Below are 21944 nucleotides of genomic sequence, written 5' to 3'. Positions count from 1 at the left end.
ATGAAAAAGACTCTCCGCAAATTTATCGCAAGCACCTTTATAACAGCCTGCTTGGGCACAACTTTGAGCGCCAATGCGTTATCTATTTCGCCAGAAAACTGGTGGGTTGGCATGCAAAACAGCACATTACAAATTATGCTGCATGAAAATGAGGTTGCAAAACAACACTGGCAACTCGTGCCATACCCGGGCGTTAAGTTAAAAGGCATTACCAAAACGGATAACGCAAATTATTTATTTATAGATCTTGATATTAGCCCAAGTGCCAAGCCGGGCAACTTACTTTTTAAAAATCAAGCAGGCGATCAATTTAAATACCCGCTATTAGCACGCAACAAGCAAAGCGCAGAACGTCAAGGGTTTGATAGCGGCGATACAATCTACTTAATTAACCCAGATCGTTTTGCCAATGGCGATACGAGTAACGATACCGTCAAAGGTATGAAAGAAGCTGCCAAACCAGCAGAACGTGGCGGGCGCCACGGAGGTGACATTCAAGGTATTATTAACGCGCTACCCTACTTAGATGAGTTGGGTGTTACGCAATTATGGCTAACCCCGCCGCTTGAAAACGATATGCCCAGTTATTCATACCATGGCTACGCCATTACCGATTTTTACACTATAGATCCACGTATGGGCTCGAATGAACTTTATAGGGAATTATCATCTAATGCGAAGCAACATGGTATCGGTTTAGTGATGGACTTAGTGCTGAACCATTTTGGCTCAGAGCATGTGTGGATGACAGATAAACCAACGTCAGATTGGATTAACTTCAATGGCGAATTTGCAGACGGTAAAAATGCCACTAGTCACGCACGTCAAACGATCCAAGACCCACACGCAAGTGAGTTCGATAAGCGACAGTTTAATGATGGTTGGTTTGTATCAACCATGCCAGATTTAAATCAACGCCAGCCTTTATTAGCAACCTACCTTATTCAAAATGCGATTTGGTGGATTGAATATGCTGACTTAAGTGGGATTAGGGTGGATACCTATTCCTATTCCGACAAGGCATTTTTAGCCGATTGGACTAAAGCAATCATGACCGAATACCCTGCCTTTAATATCGTAGGCGAGGAGTGGACATCCAACCCAGCTATTGCGTCTTATTGGCAAGCAGGCAAAGTGAATAATGATGGGTATACATCGAGTTTACCCAGTGTGATGGACTTTGCATTGCAAGAGTCAGTTATTCAAGCGCTTAATGAACAAGAAAGCTGGAATACGGGCTGGGTGAAAGTGTACCAGTCACTGGCGAATGACTTTTTATACCCCAACCCTGATAACTTACTTGTGTTTGCGGATAACCATGATATGAGCCGCGTATACACAGAACTTGGGCAAGATCTTGCCAAAACAAAAATGGCGATGACCTTGCTGTTAACGACTCGGGGAATTGCGCAAATGTATTACGGTACAGAAATACTGCTCGATAACACGGGTAGTAACGACCATGGTGATATACGCATCGATTTTCCAGGAGGATTTGAAGGGCAAAAAGCGAACGCGTTCACGGGCCAAGGCTTAAATAGCGATCAAATTGAAATGCAGCAAACTATCACCACATTGCTAAACTTTAGAAAAAATAGCCCCGCGTTAAGCAAAGGTAAACTCACTCATTTCAGCCCTAAAAATGGCGTATATAGTTATGCCAGAATAAGCGAGCAACAAACCGTACTCGTACTTTTAAACAAAAATACGCAGACCAAATCGTGGTCACTGGACTACATGAATGAAGTACTTGCAGGTAAAAAGCAAGCGCAGGCTCTTTTTACAAAGCAAGCAGTCAGGTTAAACAAGCCCATCTCAATCCCTGCAATGAGTGCTCTGGTATTGGTGATTGAATAGGGTGAATACGTATGCAAGTGCTGTCAGTCAGCGGCTGTTCACATTAGTATCATAGGTAAAATAAAATGACGGCTTAATGAACTCTTGTTAAGCCTTCTGATTAAATAAGAAGATTATGACAACACACACAACAAGCACAATTAAGTATGGCTCTTGGTTACTTGCCAGTAGTTTGCTGTTAGCGGGTTGCTCTGAACAGCCCGACACAAAAACAGATGAACCAGCGCCAAAGCAACATGTAAATGAGCACACCAAGCCGGTTGTATACCAAGTCTTTACACGTTTATTTGGTAATACACAGACTGCGAATGTGCCATGGGGCACTAAAGAGCAAAATGGTGTAGGCACGTTTAGTGACTTTAATAATGCAGCCTTATCGGGCATTAAAGAGCTTGGAACCACTCACATTTGGTATACCGGTGTCTTGCATCACGCATTGGTGGGCGATTATAGCCAGTATGGTATTAGTCAAGATGACCCAGATGTAGTAAAAGGGCGTGCAGGCTCACCCTATGCGATTAAAGACTATTACGATGTAAATCCTGATTTAGCAATCAACCCTGAGCGACGCCTTGAAGAGTTTTCAGCGTTGATTGAGCGCACCCATCAACATGGCATGAAGGTAATTATTGATATAGTACCAAACCATGTTGCGCGAGATTATCACTCAACAGCAAAGCCTGCTGGGGTAAAAGACTTTGGTGAGCAAGATGACACCAGCGTAGAATATACTCGCGATAATAACTTTTACTATGTAACAGGGCAGTCGTTTCAAGTACCGACCAGCGAAGGCTACCAAGTACTCGATGGTAACCCGCATCCATTAGCAGATAACTTATTTGATGAAACACCTGCTAAGTGGACGGGAAACGGCGCACGTGCAGCTAAACCAGATATAAACGATTGGTACGAAACAGTAAAAGTGAACTACGGCGTAAAGCCAGATGGCAGTTACGATTTTCCAACGTTACCAAGCGATTATGCGAACAAAGACTTACGCGCTCATTTTGAATTTTGGCAAGATAAAGATTTGCCAAATAGTTGGTATAAATTCCGTGATATTACGTTGTATTGGCTTGATAAAGGCGTAGATGGTTTTCGTTATGACATGGCCGAAATGGTGCCTGTAGAGTTTTGGAGCTTTTTAAACTCGTCTATCAAAATGCATAACCCAAACGCATTTTTGTTAGCAGAGGTATACAACCCGACTTTGTATCGTCCTTATATTCAGCAAGGCAAAATGGACTACCTTTACGACAAAGTAGGTTTTTACGACACCTTAAAAGGCGTTATGCAAGGTAAACAAGCGGCAAACAGCATTTTTGCACCACAGCAAAAAGTGGCTGATATTGAAAAACACATGCTGCATTTTTTAGAAAACCATGACGAACAACGTATCGCCAGCCCAGACTTTGCGGGCAGTGCAGCCAAAGGCAAACCGGCACTGGTAGTATCGCACTTGATTAGTCGTGCACCTACATTGTTGTATTTTGGTCAAGATGTGGGCGAGGACGGCTCAGAAGATGCAGGCTTTGGTAAGCCAACGCGTACCAGTATTTTTGATTATATTGGCGTCCCCGCGCATCAAGCGTGGATGAATAACGGTAAGTTTGATGGCGGCGCATTAACCACTGAGCAAAGCCAATTACGTGAATATTATAAATCGGTAATGGCATTGAGTAAGCACCCGGCAGTTGTTGCTGGTGATATGCAACCGTTAACCGTAAAGGGCAGTGATCAGGTTGCTGCATTTAGTCGACGCATTGGTCAGCAACAAATTTGGGTTGTTAGCAATTTTGCAGATACTCAAACAGCCACCACGATTGAGCTACCTCTGAGTACGCTGATTGATGATAAGCAAGGCACGTTCAAATTACTTGATTTACTTGAAGCAAACCAAACCGCATTAGTCGCGATCACCCCCGAAAAAGCACACATTAGTCTAACGTTAGATGCGCTTAGCAGTGCAGTTCTCACTACTGGAGCACATAATGAAAGATAACAAACCAGATTTAAGTTTTTGGCAAATATGGAATATGTGCTTTGGCTTTTTAGGCATTCAATTTGGTTTTGCACTGCAAAACGGTAATGTCAGCCGAATATTTCAAACCCTCGGAGCCAACGTTGATGATATTCCTATTTTATGGGTAGCAGCACCACTAACAGGTTTGATTGTGCAGCCAATAATTGGCTACTGGAGTGATAAAACCTGGGGTAAACTAGGTCGTCGTCGTCCGTTCTTTTTGTATGGCGCCATACTGACTACGCTTTCTTTATTTATCATGCCAAACTCACCAACGCTTTGGATTGCAGCGGGTATGTTATGGATCATGGATGCTTCAATCAATGTCACGATGGAACCATTTCGTGCCTTAGTGGGCGATAATCTACCAAAAAAACAACGCGCGACTGGCTATGCCATGCAAAGCTTTTTTATTGGGGTAGGTGCGGTAGTGGCATCAGCACTTCCATGGATGATGACCAATTGGTTTGATATAGCCAATACTGCACCAGCAGGGCAAATACCTGATTCGGTAAAGTATTCATTTTATTTTGGCGGTGTAATTTTACTTATCGCTGTTGGTTGGACCATCCTCACAACAAAAGAGTATTCCCCTGAGCAATTAGCGAAGTTCAACGAGCAAGACAGCAGTAATGACCCTGAAACGCTTACTCACAACACGGTTAATTTCAACAAAGGCGGGATTGTTTTTACTGTGCTTGGTTTAGTGGTACTTGGCCTTGTCACGGGGCTTAATCTTGAAAAAGAGCTGTACCTCCTAGCTGGTGGCTTGGTGAGCTTTGGTATTATTCAATTTATTGCGGGTCTACTTAAAGCCAAGCAAGCCACATCAGGCGGTTTTTACCAAGTGGTAAACGACGTATTCACTATGCCAAAGGCGATGAAGCAACTGGCCTGGGTGCAATTCTTTAGTTGGTTTGCACTGTTTGCAATGTGGATTTATACCACGTCAGCGGTAACAAGCTTTCATTACGGTAGCAGCGACACTAGCTCTGTGGCGTACAATAATGGCGCGGATTGGGTTGGTATTTTGTTTGCTGCTTACAATGGTTTTGCCGCAATTGCTGCGTTATGTATCCCGATCATCGTAAAGCGTGTGGGTTTAAAGCTCGCGCATGCCATCAACTTGGTATTAGGGGCGCTAGGGTTAGTTAGTTTTATAGTCATCAAAGATCCAACATTGCTTATTTGGCCAATGGTAGGCGTTGGCTTTGCGTGGGCGTCTATTTTATCACTGCCTTATGCCATGTTAAGTACGTCAGTGCCGAGCCACAAAATGGGTGTATATATGGGGATTTTTAACTTCTTTATAGTGATACCACAATTACTCGCTGCCAGCGTATTAGGCCTAATTTTACGTCATTTCTTTGCAAATCAACCTATTTACGCATTGGTACTAGGCGCAGTGTCGTTTGTATTAGCAGCCCTTGCTGTTATGCGAGTTAAACATACGCAGTAAACCACTTAGCGAACAATTTTAGAAATAAAGAAAATTTAAGGGTTAAAAATGAAAAAATATAACATCATTACCACAAGTTTACTTATGCTTGGTTTAACAGCCTGTAGTTCAGAACAAACAAGTACGTCAGTGATAACTCAGCAACTTACAGCGCCAGGCGCACCAGGTGCTGAACCATTTTGGGCATATTCAGGCAAAACGGGTATTGGTACCTCATTTGAGCAATACCAAAACGGTGCTTACAGCGACACTGCGGCAACCGGTACGGTCTCAAAAGTATGGTTTTCAATAGCAAAAGGCATGATCACAGAAACCATGTTTGGTCTAATTCACCAAGCCCAAATTAAAGACATGCAATTTGTTGTGGTTGGCAAAGACTTTACTGTTACAGAAACCGACGACCTTGATGTAACCATTGACTATTTATACAAAGATGAAGCAGGGCGTCCACTATCACTGGCTTACAAAGTAACTAGCACAGATAAGCAAGGTCGATTTAGCCTAGAAAAACACATATTCACCGATCCAGACGGGCAAACGTTATTTGTACGTAGTATTTTTAATACCGAGCTCGATGGCGTAAAAGCGTATGTAAGTGTTAACCCATATATTGATAACAACGGCCTTGATGACTTTGCAAAAACAACTGAGCAAGGAGTAGTTGCTTGGCAGGGCGATAATTATTTATCACTGCAAGGCGCAAAACCGTTTAAACAGACCAGTGTTGGTTTTACGGGCAAAAGCGATGGCCTAAATGAGCTTAAAAACTCACAGCAACTAACTAATGTATATACAAACACAGGTGAGCAATCAGGTAACGTAAGCTTGCTTGCAGAGCTGGGTGAGATTGGCAAAAACAGCCAGTTTGATTTAACCCTAAGCTTTGGTAACAACGAGCAATCGAGCTTTAAAGAAGGTAAAGCGAGTTTAAATCGGGGCTATCAGCAAGTACTTGATAACTACAATGGTAAAGGCGAGGCATTAGGTTGGCAAGATTACTTACAAAGCCTTAAGCCGCTTAATACCATGACGGGGCAAACAGCTGATAACGGTAAGCTACTTTATACCAGTGCACTGGTTTTAAAAGCGCAAGAAGACAAAACCCATGCAGGCGCCTTAATTGCGTCTTTATCAAACCCATGGGGCGAAACGGTCTCAGCTAAAACAGGGTCAACAGGTTATAAAGCGGTTTGGGTGCGTGACTTTTACCAAGTCGCTATGGCCTTTATGGCAATGGGCGATAATGCCACAGCTAAAACCGCATTTGAATACCTTGAAAAAGTACAAGTAAACGCCAAAACTCCAGGCAACAATGGCGACACAGGCTGGTTCTTACAAAAAACACATGTTGATGGCGAGCTTGAATGGGTGGGCGTACAGCTTGACCAAACCGCCATGCCTATTATGCTTGCATGGAAACTGCACCAAGCCGATGTATTAACTGATGCAGAGCTCACTGATTGGTACGGGCGCATGTTAAAACCTGCTGCTGACTTTTTGGTAGACGGTGGGCGCGCCAAAATTTTGTGGAACGATATGCAAATTACGCCGCCAGCTACTCAGCAAGAGCGCTGGGAAGAGCAAGAAGGATACTCACCTTCAACTACCGCAGCGGTTGTTGCAGGCCTTATCACTGCGGCTGATATTGCAACACTCGCTGGCGATGACAAAAACGCAAAGCGTTACCTTGAAACCGCCAAAAGTTACAACAGCGATATTGAAAACATTATGTTTACTACTGCTGGTAATTTAGAATCAAGCAATTCAGACGGTGAGTATTTTATTCGTATTGGCCAAGACAAAGACGCCAATTCAAACACTAAAATTAACGCCAATAATGGCCGTGAAGGCTTTAATAAAAAGCAAATTTTAGACGGTGGCTTTTTAGAGCTAGTACGCTACGGTGTGCGTGATGCACTCGCGCCAAGTATCGTAAAAACATTGCCAGAATATGACGATGAAACGTTAGCCGATAATTTACAAGTTAAGTACAGCTTTAACTTTAGTGATGGCAGCGGTTCATTCCCAGGCTTTCGCCGCTATGGTAACGACGGTTACGGCGAAGATGAAGTAACTGGCACAAACTACGCCGAAGGTGGGCAAAATACCCCAGGGCAACGTGGTCGTGTTTGGCCGTTCTTTACAGGCGAGCGAGGTCATTACGAAATTGCTGCAGCCAATGCCACGCAATCGTTAAACGCAGACAAACAACAAGCCATTAAAAACACGTATGTGAAAGGGTTAGAGCAGTTTGCTAACGAAGGCATGATGCTACCTGAGCAAGTATGGGACGGCGTGGGTAATAACAAAGCCGGCTATCAACTCGGCGAGGGCACTAACTCTGCCACACCACTTGCGTGGACGCATGCAGAATACGTTAAACTGGTTCGTTCTTTAAGCGACAAACAGGTATGGGATCACTACCCAGTGGTTGAAAAGGCACTAAAGTAAGTTTGTTTTAATAAGTAATACTAAGAGCCACGGTTAACAGCCGTGGTTTTTTACGTTAAGGCTTTATCAATTGGGCTCATTGTATTGCTGAATCGGCTACCAATTACATGGGTATAAAGCTCTGTTGTTTTTAAATCTGAATAACTCTTGTACTGTGCGAATATCGCAACCATTCACCAATAATTGTGTTGCAAATGTATGCCTGAATGTATGCGCTTTAACATTTTTATTTAGTTTAGCTGCTAGTACGGCTTTTCTAAGCTGCTTTCTAAAGGAAGTCCCATGAAGGTGGTGACGGCAAATATAGCCGTCGTAAGGGTGAACGCATCGAGTAGATGAGGGGAATAGATACTGCCACGAAAAATCTTTTGCGGCATTACCATATTTTCTTAAGAGTGCAGGGGGCAATGATGTTAAACCATAGCCCTGTGCTAAGTCATGGTTGTGTGTATTTTAAACGTACTCAATTTGATTATTTAAATTATCATTTAATGATTTAGGTAAAAAAGTATAACGGTCTTTTTTACCTTTACCGCGAAAAACAAATAATGTGTTGTTATCTAGGTTTAGGTCTTTTACGCGTAGTTTTAACGCTTCGTTTATTCTTAGCCCGCAGCCATATAGTATTGACGCTATTAACCGGTATTTACCAGATAATTTATTAATTATAGTTAATGCAACTTCATGAGTTAACACTGTAGGTAATGCTCTTTCCCGCTTTGTGAATGAGTAAGACAACCCCTTAATCTCACGTTTAACAATGTAACGATATAAAAACATAATCGCACATAGCGCTTGATTTTGCGTTGCAGCACTTACTTGTTTGTTAACAGCCAAATTGTTTAAAAACCGTTCTATATTATAGTTTCCCATGTCATCAGGATGCTTTTTGTCATTAAACAAAATAAAGTACTGTATCCAGTAGAGATACACCTTCTCAGTTTGAATACTATAGCGTCTAGTACGCAATTCTGATCAGATCATTTCTAAATAAGGTGAACTCATAGCCAACCCTTCTAACACTGTTTATTTATACAGCTATAATTCATAGTAAGGATTTTGCAATTCAAATTCTCGGTATATACTTGATTAGAGTTCTCGGTTTATCTTTTGAATAAGATTAAGCTTTTGATTTTAATGATGTTTTATTCGGTTGTTCTCCTTTAATAAAAATGTAGGTTCTCGATTAAGTAAATTCTCGCTATGAGAGGAACGAATTTTTGTTGCCACCTTCCTAATAAGTTAGTAAGTTAATAATATTATTATAAATTTTAAAGTGTATTTACGTAGAATAGGGTAAGCACTAGAAAGTGTTTATCGGTATTCTTGGTAATACGCTGTTAGCCATACATAAGGATCTGCATGAGCGTTGTAGCAAGCATTAAGAAATCAGTCTGGAATCTTGGCGCTGTTTGTTTTTTTATTTGGTTTGGGTTTAAGGCTATAGGTTATGGAATGGATCTTTTTGACATCGAAGGGCCTTCACTCTGCTCCTATACCGACGTAGCTGAATTTCCTTCTCCAAATGGTAAAAAAATTGCGAAGCTCGGTTATTCGGATTGCGGTGCAACGACTAATTGGCAAACAGGTATAAATATTGTCGATGTAGAAACTGGTAAGGTCTTCAATGGCTTCTTTGGTTTAGACGGTAAACCAGAAAAATTGGAAGTAATATGGGAGTCAGATATAAAGTTAACTTTAACTAACTTCCCAATAGAAGACTTACTATGGTTCAATCAAGATTACTTTTCAGGTGTATCAGTTGAAATCAAGTCAGGTATGGCTAACACATATGAGCCTTAACTCTGTCAATAGGCACTAGTATTCTTTTTGACCGTTTTTATACATTGACGGTCAATTCCAAATCAATAAACAAATTCGTTTACTTCGTCTGTCGATGCGGCTATTAAGCATGTTGCTTACGGCAAACACATATAGAGGCTCTCTTATTGCGATCTCATCGCAGCCAGTTTTTTCCCATATCCTTTTGGGGTCGCTGGGGCACTAGACATTCATCGATTAACCTCATCATGGCACTATTCAAGGCGGCTGGTTTCATCATTATGATCCAGTTGGATTAAGGTGCGTAACGCAGTTATCAAGTCAGGTGTAAGCGACTTTGCTTATTGTATTAATGCACGCGTACTGAGCGTCTAATCAAGGCAAGTGGCTTCGGTCTGTAGGCATATAATCAGGTTAAACCTTGTTGGCTATTAACTCACCCAATTGACTGATGCTCAGCCTTATATCCAGTTAGATGTTCAGCTCACTCAGTACCGTGACTAACCCTTTAAGAATTTTGCTTCATCGAATACAGTCTCTTTTTTAAGCATATAATAAACACAGCGACCAAGCTTATGTGCAAGCGCTGACAGTGCTTTGGCTTTGCTCATTCGCTTTTGTAGTTTTTCAAGGTATTTGTTGGCGTTGTGATTGTGACGCAGCAGTAATACTGCGGCTTCGGAGAACGCCCATTTAAGATGTGCATTGCCAATTTTATTACCTTGGGTGCCATAGGTTTTGCCAGCAGACTCCGCTTTGCATTTGACTAATCGACTGTATGAAGAGAATTTTTGTACGCTTGAAAAGCGATTGATATCACCAATTTCGTAAATGATGGTGAGTGCGAGAATGCGGCCTATACCATTAATTGTTTGCAAGATATTAAGGTGCACAGGATTATGCTGCTTAGCCATTTGTTCAATATAATGCTCTAAAGGCTTAAGCTCCTTGTGATAGCAATCGAGTATGGCCATATTTAAATTAATAGAGCGCTGTACAACGGGATCAGGGAAGTAATAGCGCATCTTTTCTCTGTCGCAAACGTTCTTTAAATTCACGTTGTGGGCAGGTAAATTATACTGACTGGTAGTATTGGCAACATGGGCTTTTAAATCAGCGCCATGTCGGACGATTTTAGTTCTGCGGCGGAGTAAATCTCGCGTAGCACGCATATCTTTGTCATACACATAAGCAAGTGGGAAGTTGCCACCACGGATAAGTTTGGCAATTTTATATGAATCTATTTTATCGTTTTTAGCTTTACCGCCATGAATCGCTTTCATATACAAAGCATGACCAAGGATAAAATCGATAGTGTTTTCTTTGCAAAAATCAGCGACCCAATACCAACAGTGCATGCACTCTACGCCAACAACAATGTCACCGATATACGGTTTAAGTAGTTTTAGTAGCGCTTCTGGTTCATCTTTAATTTTCTTGTGAACAAGGATAAGTCCTGTATTATCAATGATACAGACGTAAAGTAATCGCGCGTGTAAATCGATTCCACAATAATATGGATGCATGTTATTGTAAAAGTTCATTGAGCTTTCTCCTTTAAGGTTGGTTGCCTTTTCAGCGTAGCGAATAATCGCGATGCTGGGGAGGAGGCTCAATGAGTATCAAGCTAATTAATAAGGACAAAAAACAGTTGGCTGTTTTCGTTCCTCAACATTTTAGCCAATAATTTTTTGCCCATTATTAGGGCGTTAAGTTGCTCTGAGGATACACGTGAAATTTCTACCCGTAATAATATTATTTTTTTCCAGTGTAACTTTCGCAAATGAAGACCCATGTGAAAGAACTGATTACCCTGTAACAACGGTTAAAGAGTTTAAAACAATAGCAGACAACAGTTTTCCTTCTGTATATAGACAAGATGACAATTCGAAAGTAACTGTCACTGTATTAAAGCTTAAAAGCATCATTGAAAAAGAAATGCGGAGCCATCGTCCTTTTTTAAAAAAGGCAAAAGAGCATCTTTTATCCTCATTACAGAAATTATCAACTACAGAGAGTATAAACGAGAAAGAACTATGGCTTAATGCAAGCCCCATGAATAGTGAAGAGCAACAAGTTGCATCGCATGTTATTGCTGGTATTCAGGAAGCTTTTGTAATTGCGCTATTTACAGAGTCAGCTTTTGTTGAAGTAAATAATCAACCAATCAAAAAGCTACAGGTAAGGTTCTTGGAGGGTGTAGATGAAACAATCACTACCCATGAACATAATAAGGTAAAAAATATTCGCTTTGAAAGTGGTAATACATTAGTTTTTCAAAAATGTTGGCTCGCAAAGTAGCAACTTAACAAGCTGTTAAACAAGGACAAAATACAGTTGGCTTTTGCTCCTTCGTCGCTTATTCTAGCCAACTATATTTTGTCTGTTAACAGGGCGTTATAAGTAATCAAAGGATTGTAGTCATCGATGAATTTTAGAGCTTTCTCAATTAAACGTTTTCTGGTTATATCTTTAATATTTAACCTACCTCCACTATTGGCAATAACAAAAATTGGATTATTATTCCTTCCTTTATTATTCTGGATAAATATCCCTGTTTTGTGGACTGGAGTTGCAAAAGCTATGGGTGAGGCACATTTCAAAATTGAAGAGTTTGGAGCGTTACCCCAGTCTGTTACTGCGTATGTGGTTGTAGTATCATTTTGGCTTTTGTTGGCAGGCTTGATTACCGTTGTAACAAGTAAAACAAAGCCAGAGTAAATTACTTATAACAAACTGTTAAATAAGGACAAAAAACAGTTGGCTGTTTTCGTTCCTCAACATTTCAGCCAACAATATTTTGCCCATTAACGAGGGCGTTAGAACACAAATATGAGCAACCTAGTATTCGAAGATAAAATATTGGATTTTTCGCTAAGCGAATATGATTACGCTCATGGAATAGGCATTAAATCTGTCTTTTCTTACGAAGGCGAAGAAGTTGGAATTATTATATTTCTATGTGATAAATCCGATGATCGGTATGAATCTGTCTCTTTAAAAAGCCACGAAGAGATTCTGGTGGAATTGAAAGCTGGAATTAAGAAAGGTGTTTTTAACGAAAACATTAAAGGCATGTTTTACTGGCAAGCACAAATTGGGAAGCTCGGTTACGATTATTCATCACCAATATACGGGCAGCTAGCGAATGTGTTCTAACAAAACAATTAACGCCCGCCAGCAAGCTGGCTCGGACCTCCGTTTCGGCACTTCGTGCCTCTACTGCGGCCAGTTATTGAGGCGTTATAAAGCACGGAAGTTTTGATGAAAGCCTCAACTATTGAGTTCACAAGTTATAGTGGTAATCAAACACATATTGAATCAATCAACTACGATTTAGACTATTTAAAAGTAGTAGTTGTCGCTGATTCTAATTTACGAATTGAAGTATGTTTTCATCAGCCAATCGGATTTAGGTGTCTTGATGAAGGTGATTTATTAGAGTTTTGGGCAAGCAATAAAATAACGAGTAATTGGCTTTTACAAATACATGATTTTGGTTGGTTGGCTCAAGAAAGTAATCGCGCTGGCTTCTTATCCAAAGACACTATGTTAAGTGAGTATTTGATTAAAGGCAGCAATGAGTGTTTAAATGTTCTAAGCACAGATAAGCCAGTAATAAGTTTGGTATAAATGCTTTATAACAAGCTAATAAATAAGGACAAAAATCAGTTGACTGTTTTCGTTCCTCAACATTTTAGCCAACAACTTTTTGCCCATTATTAGGGCGTTATAACGTACGAAGAGTATTGTGATAAACAAAGGAAGTTGCTTGTGTAATCAAGTTCAATATGAATCGATGGTGAATTTGAAGATGTTCTGAATTGTCATTGTAGTATGTGTCGTAAATTACATGCTTCGGCGTTTAGAACAAGAGCAAAAATCACATCTGAAAGCTGGAAAACGATTCAAGGTGAAGAGCTCATAAAATTCTACGAATCATCTCCTGGTGAGCATAAAGGTTGTTGTTCTAATTGTGGTTCAAGCCTATTTACTAAATTTGATGAGTACCCTGATATTTTAGGTTTCCCACTTGGCACCTTAGACACCGATCCTAAAGCAAAACCAACTCGTCATATTTATGTTGGTAGCAAAGCCGCTTGGCATGACATAGCTGATAACTTACCTCAACAACAAGAGTATGAGTAAAGTCCGTTATAACACAAATGAGCCTTAACTCTGTCAATAGGTACTATCTTTTCTCTGTCGCAAACGTCCTTTAAATTAACATTGTGGGCAGGTAAATTATACTGACAGGCAGTATAGTATTTGTTCACTAGGGCTATTTCTGTGAGCCGCAGGCAAGAAGGTGGTTTTGGTCATTGAATAATTAAAACGCACTTTGTTGAGCATGTTTAATGAACTCAGAATAGATTGTATCTTTTATTAATCGGTCTGGGCTAAATGCGTAATAATGTTGGTATGCATTGTCTATTGCGCCTATGTAATGAACATCAAAATGACGCTCAATCTCGTCTTTAACGAGCATTGGCGCGGGAAATACACCAAACCCTTGCTCTCCTAGCGCTTTCATTAATGCGCTGTCGTCAACGTGACCGACTACAGTGGTTTCTAATCCCAGTTCTTGTAGCCAAAAATAGATTGCTCGACTGACAGGGCTTCCTTTTGCAGGTAATACGACGGGCTGATCATGCAATGAGTGGGGGAAATCAGCTGATAATTTTTTGTGCCAATGTGTATTGCCAAAGAACGCTAATTGACTTTTTCCTATCTCATGGCAAAAGGCTTTGATTGGTAATGCGTTGTCTAAGGGTTGGTCGGCAAGAACAAGGTCGAGTTTATGTGTTGCCATTTGTGAAAGCAGTTCATTTTGTTGACCATCGATACATTGCAAACTCGTAATACGCTCATTATCAATCAGCGGGGCTAACCATTTAGATACTAATGATTTAGGTAATACATCAGAGATCCCCACTTTTAAGGTTTTTGATAAATGTGTGAGCTCTCCTTGTGTTGTTTCAAGCCACTCGTGGGCTATGACAAACATATCATTAGCGTACTGCTGCGTGATCTGGCCAAATTCAGTCAAAATCAGCCCGCGACCTTCTCGAATAAACAATGCCTTACCTAATCGATGTTCTAAGTCACCAATTTGAGAGCTGATTGTTTGAGGCGTTAAGTGCAATATTTTACTCGCTGCTGAGATGCTCCCGCAGCGGCTAACTTGCCAAAAATAATATAAATGGTTGTAGTTAATACTGGTTATCATTCGAAAATACCTGTCAATTAGTTAGAAATAATCAGCTTTTATCTTATTAGATACATTAGTAGATTAAAGCCAAGCCTACAACTAGGGTGCGACAAATAGGACGTAATAGTATGAAGCTGAAACTGACAGTTAAAAATAATCTGGTTCAATCGGGTATGAAGGCCTCACTTTCAAAGTTAGTTAAAAGTAATTTAGGCAAATATGCTTTACACATCCGTAAAGTTGATATCAGAGTTGATGATGTTTCAACTCAGCAACATGGCACTTTAAAAGAGTGTAGCATTAACATGTTATTACCCGGTCTACCTAGTGTTGTGGTAAAGCGCAAAGGCAAAAACATTTTACATGCTATTCAGCGGGCGCTTACTAGCTTACAAGATGTATTGATGCATAAATATAAAGTCCGAGGTTAAAACACGAGGGTCTGTTTATCTTTGCAGATTGAAATTTGTTCAAGCTAGGGGGGTTAATCGCGGCGCCAGGTTTATAACCTATTGGGCTAAGTCAAAACTGAGCTACAAAGAGTAAATCGCCCCTAGGCAGAACCCGAAGGGCAGCACCTGTTTGGCATTGATGTTGTTTTATCGCCTATTTATAGGGAATAACCACCACATAGGCGCTGCCTTGGCTAAATACCAAACAGGCTGCTGCAAATTAAACCTTGAAAGGTAAACAGACTTTAGCAAAACGGAGGTGAACACATAATAAATTTTTCAACACACTTAAAACGTAAATACATTCGATAAAACGTAATTGGCTGTAAAATGATCTTATCGCACTTGCATTGATAGTCAGCCGATTATACGCCCATCAAAATAGCCTATTCACAGTGGGCTATTTTTCCATTTTATTGTGAGCAATCAGTTCTTATATTTAATAAAGAGTATTTAAATTGCGGTAAATCGCTTTTATCTACAGTTTAAGGTATTGATTAGTTTAAATATGCTTAAGGATTTTTAAGCACTTTATGCTAAAGTAATTCAAATATTAAACACAGTTCAAAAATTATGTACAATTTAATGCGCGTTTTTGCAGTGGCTTTCTTTTCTTTTATTCTTTGGGTTATCTATTTGGCAAACACGGGTGGTCAAAGTGTTTTTTTTGAATTAATCAGAGGTATTCCATATGGCGATAAAGTAGGGCATTTTTGTTTATTTGGTGTGCTAACATTTATAGCGACTGTGGGCCTAAAATTTAAAACCTTTGGCTTGGCAAGCTTTAGAATTTATTATGGCGCTGCGCTGGTTTTACTTTTTGTTATTTTGGAAGAGCTAAGTCAAGCATTCATTCCCGCTCGAACGCTAGACTCTATGGACTTACTGGCTGATTTTTTCGGTATTGGTTTTGCGACTTTGCTTGCTTACTTGCTTAATACTTACAGGTTAAAGCGGGCTTCTACACAAACAGATAATAGTTAAGTACATTTAAACGTAACTTATACTGGTTAGCATGACTCTAAACCAGGATACTTTTTTATATGCTCGAGCCCCGGACTATCAATTTTGGTGGCAGTAGGGTGTTTTCAACCTTTTCACCCCGTATTAGTTTTAGTAGATTAAAAACCAACATTTGCCCCGCAAGCGTTGTATCTTGTTGTACCGTGGTTAATGGCGGGTTGGTAAAGCTGGCTACTGCTATATTATCAAAACCCACCACATGAACATCTTCAGGTACTTTAATGCCTGCTTCTTTTAATGCCCTGATTGCACCAATTGCGATTAAATCGCTGGCTGCGAATAGTGAATTAAAGACAATATTATTGGCGATTAACGAGCGAGTCGCATGATAGCCAGACTCTTCTGTAGAAATGGCATTGGCCATTTTACGTTCGCTTAATGTGACACCATGGCGAGTAAATTCGTCTTTAAATCCTTGATAGCGAGCAAAAAACTCAGGGCTATGCTCTGATGCATCGCCAATAAATGCACAATCTTTACGATTAACCTTGAGTAAATGATCTGCAGCAAGTTTACCGCCACCGTAGTTATCGCAACTAACGGTGAGGTCGGGTCTGTTATCGACACTGGCTCCCCAGCAAACAAATTTTGTATTCTGTTCCAACAGGCTTCTAAACTTAGCTTGATAGTCTACATAATCTCCATAGCCAAGCAGGATTATCCCATCGGCACGGTGACTATCTTCGTAATCGGCTTGCCAATCAGCACTGGTTGATTGAAATGAAATAAGTAAATCGTAACCTTCGCTGGCGCATGCGCGGGTGATACTGCCTAGCATTGCAAGAAAAAAAGGGTTGATTTGAGATTCGTCTGCGGTTGGATCTTCAAAAAGTAAAAGCGCTAGCGTACTACTTTGTTGTGCTCGTAAATTACTGGCATTTTTATCAACTTTATAATTTAGTTGTTTTGCAACCTCATATACACGACGTCGTGTTTCTTCGTTGACCAGTGGACTGTTTCGTAATGCGCGCGATACAGTAGATTGTGAAACGCCCGCATAATGGGCAATATCAAATGATGTAGCTTTACCTTTCATATACACAACCTAGTTAAAGACAAATGAAGCAGGGCGTTATAAACGCATGTTATTTTCGTTTATTTGTTATTTTTTTCAAGCTATTTATCAAGATTTGAATATTTATATTGATCCCAAGCTGACACCGGTGTCATAATGTCACCGTTTTATCATTTTGTTGTCAAAACGTTTTAACTGCTCAATTTTATTGAGCAGTCTTTTTTATTCAACAGATAATGGCTTTAAGGTGATAGCTTAAAGTTTATCTTACCGCGATGGCAAAGCCGTTGAAACTATAATAATAAGCTTGGTTTTAGCTACTAGGCAAACCGCTTAGACAAAAGAGAAAACATTATGAGTTGCAACCCTAACACACAATTTGATCCGATATTAGTCGCTGATATTGGCGGAACGAATGCGCGCTTTGCTTTAATTACTGATTTTATGCAAGAAACAAATCAATTTGTTATTGAGCATAATATCACATTTCCTAGTGCAGATTTTGGTTCATTAGAAGCTGCTTTAACGAACTACCTTTCCCAGATCAAGCCCATTGAGCCTAAACGTGCATGTCTTGCAGTTGCAGGCCCTATAAAAGCAGGGCAAGTACATCTAACAAATTTGGGCTGGCATTTTAGTGTTGAACAGCTCAAAACAGATTTTGCCTTATCTAACCTTGAAGTCATAAATGATTTTGCTGCATTTGCTTATGCTGCTCCTTATTTAGATCCTCAGCAGAATGTGACAATAAAAAGCGGCCAAGCAGACAGCAATGCCAATATTGCTGTAATGGGACCAGGTACTGGTTTTGGTGCGGCGAGTTTAGTACGTACCAATCAAGGCAGTGCAGTATTGAGCTGTGAAGCAGGTCATATTTCATTGGCATCAGTGAATGAATTAGATACTCAGTTAATTACTGAGTTGCGTAAACAGTTGCCACATGTTTCAGTTGAAACGGTTTTTTCAGGTCCTGGTATTAGCCATTTGTACCAAGCAATGGCGGCGGTAAAAGGTGTTGAGCCAAAAAATTTAACGGCAGCACAAATTAGTGAACTTGCTAATACTGGCGAGTGTGCAGTGTGTGATGCAACGCTTAATCAGTTTTGTGATTGGATCGGCAGTGTAGCGGGGGATTTAGCGCTAACATTTGGCGGTTTAGGTGGTGTATTTATTGGCGGTGGTATATTACCTCGCATGCAATCTCGTTTATTGGCAAGTCGGTTCGTTGAGCGCTTTACTGCAAAGGGCATAATGTCTCAGTTTGTCAGTCAAATACCTGTCACGTTAGTAGTACAAGACAACATACCGCTTATTGGTGCAGCAGCCTGTTTGCATGCAAATGAGCAGGTATAAAACATCGCGATTAGGGATGTCATTGGGAAGTTTGGATGAAGAAAGTTACTATAAATAGTGTTGCAAGTTATGCTGGTGTGTCTAAAAAGACCGTTTCGCGAGTGCTTAATAACGAGCCTAATGTTAGCGATGCAACCCGTGAAAAAGTACTCAAAGTATTTAAAGAGCTTGATTATACGCCCAATCCAATTGCACGAGGCTTGGCGCAAAACCGTAGTTTTATAATCGGTTGCATTTACGATAATCCAAGTAAAAGCTATATCACGCGTGTGCAAACGGGTGCACTTGCTGCCTGCCAAGAGAATAACTATAACTTATTGATTCATCCATGTGATATGCGTGGAGATGCGTTAATTAGTAATATTGAGCAGTTACTGCAAAGCTCCCGTTTGGATGGTTTAGTACTGACCCCACCGTTTTCTGATTTTAAAGAGCTTGTTGATTTTCTTAAAACGAAAAAAATTCCTTATGCGCGTGTTGCATCCGCAGTACTTGACGATGAGTCAATTTCTGTTCGCAGTAATGATGAACAAGGCGCATTTGAGATCACTGAACACTTAATTAGTTTAGGCCATAAATCGATCGCATTTATTAAAGGTCACCCAGATCACAGTGCCACAGAGCAACGGTTCAAGGGTTACTTAAGAGCGCTTGATACGCATGGAGTCGAATTTAATGAAGGCTTAGTTGAAGAGGGTAACTTCAGTTATCACTCGGGTGTTGATAGTGCGCGAAGCATTTTAGACTTAACACCAAGACCAACAGCCGTTTTTGCGTCCAATGATTACATGGCTGCGGCTGTGCTAAAGCTTGCCACGCAAAGACAGTTAAAAGTGCCTGATGATATTTCGATTGCAGGGTTTGATAACGCACCTATTGCTCGTCATATTTGGCCGGGGTTAACAACCATTGCGCAGCCAGTTGAAGATATGACAAAGCAAGCCGTAACTAAGCTAATAGAAAGTATTGCCCAACCAGAAGAAAAACCATACCAAGTGACCCTTGAAGCGCGTTTAATTACCCGCGAATCAACAGCGCGAGTTAAATAACCTGAACTCTGGATAATAAATTTCACAGTTGCCTGAGTTTGAGTGACGCTTGCTCAGGCACTTTTTATTCGTACGCCTGCACCATCACCTTTAAAACGACGCTACTCACTCCTAAGCTGTATTTTATTTCAGCATTTTATTTGTTTTACGCGTGCATTCTCTGTTCATTATTTGGTCATTTAAATAAATTAGACTAAATTTAAGTGATAAGGTTGACACCGGTGTCACAGTCGTGCGTTAATACAGTGACACCGGTGTCAGGTTGGTTGTGAGAGACGGCCTGATAACGTATACCTTTGAACGGGTAAATCAAAGATGCTCAGTGCAATTACATTCGTGGAGTGTGTGGTTGCCACTGAGCCTTTATCCTCTAACAATAGAGATGAGTCGAATTTTATGTTGCATCCTCGTATTCAAGAAGTCACCGAACGCGTTATTGAACGCAGTAAACAAACTCGCCAAGCTTATTTAGAACGAATCAATCACGCAAAAAAACAAACAAGAACGCGTGCTGGTTTAGGCTGCGGTAATATTGCTCACGTTATGGCTGCATGCAGCAGTGATGATAAAGCGCGTTTAAAAGCTGATGAACAACCAAATTTAGCGATTATTAATTCTTACAATGACATGTTGTCTGCGCATGTGCCTTACAAAGATTTTCCAGATTTAATTAAAGAGCTTGCCACTAAATATGACGCAACAGCACAAGTTGCTGGTGGTGTACCTGCAATGTGTGACGGTGTTACGCAAGGGCGTGACGGCATGGAATTATCACTGTTTTCACGTGATGTCATTGCAATGTCTACGGCAGTTTCTCTTTCGCATGACGTGTTTGACGGTGTTTTCTGCTTAGGTGTGTGTGACAAGATTGTCCCAGGATTGTTAATTGGTGCATTGTCATTTGGCCACCTTCCTGTTGCATTTTTACCAGCAGGTCCGATGCAATCAGGTATTCCAAATAAAGAAAAAGCCCGTGTTCGCCAAAAGTTTGCTCAAGGCTTAGTAAGCCGCGATGAGTTATTAGAAGCTGAAAGCGCGTCATACCACAGCGCCGGTACATGTACGTTTTACGGTACGGCTAACTCAAACCAAATGCTGATGGAAATAATGGGGCTACATTTACCAGGCAGCTCGTTCATTAACCCGTATACAGAATTACGTGATGGTTTAACTGGTAATGCCGTAGAGACCATGCTTAAGCAGTTAATTGAGTCTAAAGATGCTAATTGTTTAGCGGATGTTGTTAGCGAAAAAACCATTATTAATGGTCTTGTAGGTTTGTTGTCAACAGGTGGTTCAACAAACCACGCAATCCACTTAGTGGCGATAGCTAAAGCCGCTGGTGTGCAACTAACGTGGAAAGATATGTCAGATCTATCTGAAGTTGTTCCACTTTTAACACGTATTTACCCAAATGGTTCTGCTGATGTAAACCATTTCCAAGCTGCGGGTGGTATGGGCTTTTTGATGAAGCAACTAGTTGGTGCTGGGTTCTTGCACAATGATGTTAAAACCATTGTTGGCGAGGGTCTTGAAGCTTACACCTGTGAGCCACGTTTAGACACCGACAACAACGTCATCATGACAAACAGCTCAGGCCCAAGCAAAGTTAAATGGGTACCATGCCCTGAAAAGTCTCTTGATGAAGAGGTTTTACGTCCAATTGACAATCCGTTTAGTAAACAAGGCGGATTACAGCTTTTAACCGGTAACCTTGGTAAAGCAGTTATCAAAGTATCAGCGGTTGCGATTGAGCATCAAGTAGTTACAGCTCCGGCAAAAGTATTCAGCTCTCAAGGTGCATTGCAAGAAGCGTATTCTCGTGGTGAGTTAAACCAAGATTTTATTGCTGTATTGAAAGAGCAAGGCCCTAAAGCGAAAGGTATGCCTGAGCTTCATAAGCTAACGCCAGTCATGGCTACGCTTCAAGATCAAGGTTACAAGGTTGCAATCGTAACGGATGGCCGTATGTCTGGTGCGTCAGGCAAGGTGCCTGCAGCCATTCATTTAGCTCCAGAAGCTGTTGAAGGCGGTATTATCGCTAAAATTCATGAAGGTGATTTAGTTACTCTTGATGCGCCAGCAGGTATTTTGAAATTACATGTTGAAGATGAAGAGTTAGAAAAACGTGAACTACAACTTAGCCCTGCAAGCCCAACATTTGGTACAGGTCGAGAGTTGTTTGAAGGATTCAGAAACATTGTAAGCAGCGCTGACCTAGGTGCTAGTGCGTTTGGAATAGAATAATAATTAGCCATACACAGGGTA

The 21944-nt window shown here is 40.7% G+C and carries 18 protein-coding genes and 1 pseudogene; 15 read left to right on the top strand and 4 right to left on the bottom strand.

The features are described 5' to 3' along the window. From CSC79_RS04120 to CSC79_RS04105, 4 genes are all read left to right on the top strand, one after another. Nucleotides 1-1857, top strand: coding sequence for a glycoside hydrolase family 13 protein (locus CSC79_RS04120; protein WP_099294341.1), 1857 nt, complete (start codon nucleotides 1-3; stop codon nucleotides 1855-1857). A 115-nt stretch (nucleotides 1858-1972) separates the two neighbouring features. Then, nucleotides 1973-3859, top strand: coding sequence for an alpha-amylase family protein (locus CSC79_RS04115; protein WP_099294339.1), 1887 nt, complete (start codon nucleotides 1973-1975; stop codon nucleotides 3857-3859). Then, nucleotides 3849-5339: an MFS transporter gene (locus CSC79_RS04110; protein ID WP_099294336.1), complete on the top strand. Its 1491-nt coding sequence runs from the start codon at nucleotides 3849-3851 to the stop codon at nucleotides 5337-5339. The genes CSC79_RS04115 and CSC79_RS04110 overlap by 11 nt, the downstream gene beginning before the upstream one ends. Before the next feature lie 48 nt (nucleotides 5340-5387). Then, complete coding sequence (locus CSC79_RS04105) at nucleotides 5388-7790, top strand: glycoside hydrolase family 15 protein (RefSeq protein ID WP_099294333.1); 2403 nt, start codon at nucleotides 5388-5390, stop codon at nucleotides 7788-7790. A gap of 96 nt (nucleotides 7791-7886) precedes the next feature. Here the strand turns inward: CSC79_RS04105 and CSC79_RS04100 are convergent. Further along, nucleotides 7887-8723, bottom strand: a pseudogene (locus CSC79_RS04100) (integron integrase). Nucleotides 8724-9245: 522 nt separating this feature from the next. On the opposite strand from CSC79_RS04100, the gene CSC79_RS04095 reads away from it, so the two are divergent. Beyond that, the gene (locus CSC79_RS04095; protein ID WP_143483817.1) at nucleotides 9246-9593 is read left to right on the top strand and encodes a hypothetical protein; all 348 of its coding nucleotides are present in this window, start codon (nucleotides 9246-9248) and stop codon (nucleotides 9591-9593) included. Nucleotides 9594-10072: 479 nt separating this feature from the next. Here CSC79_RS04095 and CSC79_RS04090 read toward each other — a convergent pair whose 3' ends face one another. After that, on the bottom strand, nucleotides 10073-11116 hold the full coding sequence (locus CSC79_RS04090; protein WP_099294329.1) for an IS110 family transposase: 1044 nt from the start codon (nucleotides 11114-11116) through the stop codon (nucleotides 10073-10075). Nucleotides 11117-11303: 187 nt separating this feature from the next. Between CSC79_RS04090 and CSC79_RS04085 the strand changes: the two genes are divergently transcribed. From CSC79_RS04085 to CSC79_RS04065, 5 genes are all read left to right on the top strand, one after another. Continuing rightward, a complete protein-coding gene (locus tag CSC79_RS04085) occupies nucleotides 11304-11873 on the top strand; it encodes a hypothetical protein (RefSeq protein WP_099294326.1) in 570 nt (189 codons plus the stop codon). Nucleotides 11874-11999: 126 nt separating this feature from the next. Then, the gene (locus CSC79_RS04080) at nucleotides 12000-12293 is read left to right on the top strand and encodes a hypothetical protein (protein WP_054456214.1); all 294 of its coding nucleotides are present in this window, start codon (nucleotides 12000-12002) and stop codon (nucleotides 12291-12293) included. A gap of 111 nt (nucleotides 12294-12404) precedes the next feature. Further along, nucleotides 12405-12731: a hypothetical protein gene (locus tag CSC79_RS04075; protein WP_099294323.1), complete on the top strand. Its 327-nt coding sequence runs from the start codon at nucleotides 12405-12407 to the stop codon at nucleotides 12729-12731. Nucleotides 12732-12836: 105 nt separating this feature from the next. Beyond that, complete coding sequence (locus CSC79_RS04070) at nucleotides 12837-13205, top strand: hypothetical protein (protein WP_099294321.1); 369 nt, start codon at nucleotides 12837-12839, stop codon at nucleotides 13203-13205. Between the two features lie 204 nt (nucleotides 13206-13409). After that, a complete protein-coding gene (locus tag CSC79_RS04065; protein WP_180270384.1) occupies nucleotides 13410-13721 on the top strand; it encodes a GFA family protein in 312 nt (103 codons plus the stop codon). Nucleotides 13722-13902: 181 nt separating this feature from the next. Here the strand turns inward: CSC79_RS04065 and nhaR are convergent, their stop codons facing one another. Continuing rightward, nucleotides 13903-14802, bottom strand: coding sequence for a transcriptional activator NhaR (gene nhaR, locus CSC79_RS04060; protein WP_099294318.1), 900 nt, complete (start codon nucleotides 14800-14802; stop codon nucleotides 13903-13905). Between the two features lie 110 nt (nucleotides 14803-14912). On the opposite strand from nhaR, the gene CSC79_RS04055 reads away from it, so the two are divergent. Beyond that, nucleotides 14913-15215 (top strand): hypothetical protein, encoded by a 303-nt coding sequence (locus CSC79_RS04055; RefSeq protein WP_099294314.1) that lies wholly within the window; start codon nucleotides 14913-14915, stop codon nucleotides 15213-15215. A gap of 606 nt (nucleotides 15216-15821) precedes the next feature. Continuing rightward, a complete protein-coding gene (locus CSC79_RS04050) occupies nucleotides 15822-16220 on the top strand; it encodes a VanZ family protein (protein ID WP_237113950.1) in 399 nt (132 codons plus the stop codon). Between the two features lie 55 nt (nucleotides 16221-16275). Here the strand turns inward: CSC79_RS04050 and CSC79_RS04045 are convergent, their stop codons facing one another. Next, on the bottom strand, nucleotides 16276-17295 hold the full coding sequence (locus CSC79_RS04045) for a LacI family DNA-binding transcriptional regulator (protein ID WP_099294308.1): 1020 nt from the start codon (nucleotides 17293-17295) through the stop codon (nucleotides 16276-16278). A gap of 333 nt (nucleotides 17296-17628) precedes the next feature. On the opposite strand from CSC79_RS04045, the gene glk reads away from it, so the two are divergent. The 3 genes from glk (at nucleotide 17629) to edd (ending at nucleotide 21923) form a co-directional block, all read left to right on the top strand. Then, nucleotides 17629-18627, top strand: coding sequence for a glucokinase (gene glk, locus CSC79_RS04040; protein ID WP_099294306.1), 999 nt, complete (start codon nucleotides 17629-17631; stop codon nucleotides 18625-18627). A 35-nt stretch (nucleotides 18628-18662) separates the two neighbouring features. Beyond that, nucleotides 18663-19676 carry a LacI family DNA-binding transcriptional regulator gene (locus CSC79_RS04035; protein WP_099294303.1) on the top strand — a complete coding sequence of 338 codons (1014 nt, stop codon included), beginning with the start codon at nucleotides 18663-18665 and terminating at the stop codon, nucleotides 19674-19676. A 396-nt stretch (nucleotides 19677-20072) separates the two neighbouring features. Beyond that, complete coding sequence (gene edd / locus CSC79_RS04030; RefSeq protein WP_099294376.1) at nucleotides 20073-21923, top strand: phosphogluconate dehydratase; 1851 nt, start codon at nucleotides 20073-20075, stop codon at nucleotides 21921-21923. Nucleotides 21924-21944 lie beyond the last annotated feature (21 nt).

This window comes from Pseudoalteromonas sp. 3D05, assembly GCF_002723455.1.
Classification (GTDB): domain Bacteria; phylum Pseudomonadota; class Gammaproteobacteria; order Enterobacterales; family Alteromonadaceae; genus Pseudoalteromonas.
This window is presented reverse-complemented; position numbering and strand designations above follow the sequence as displayed.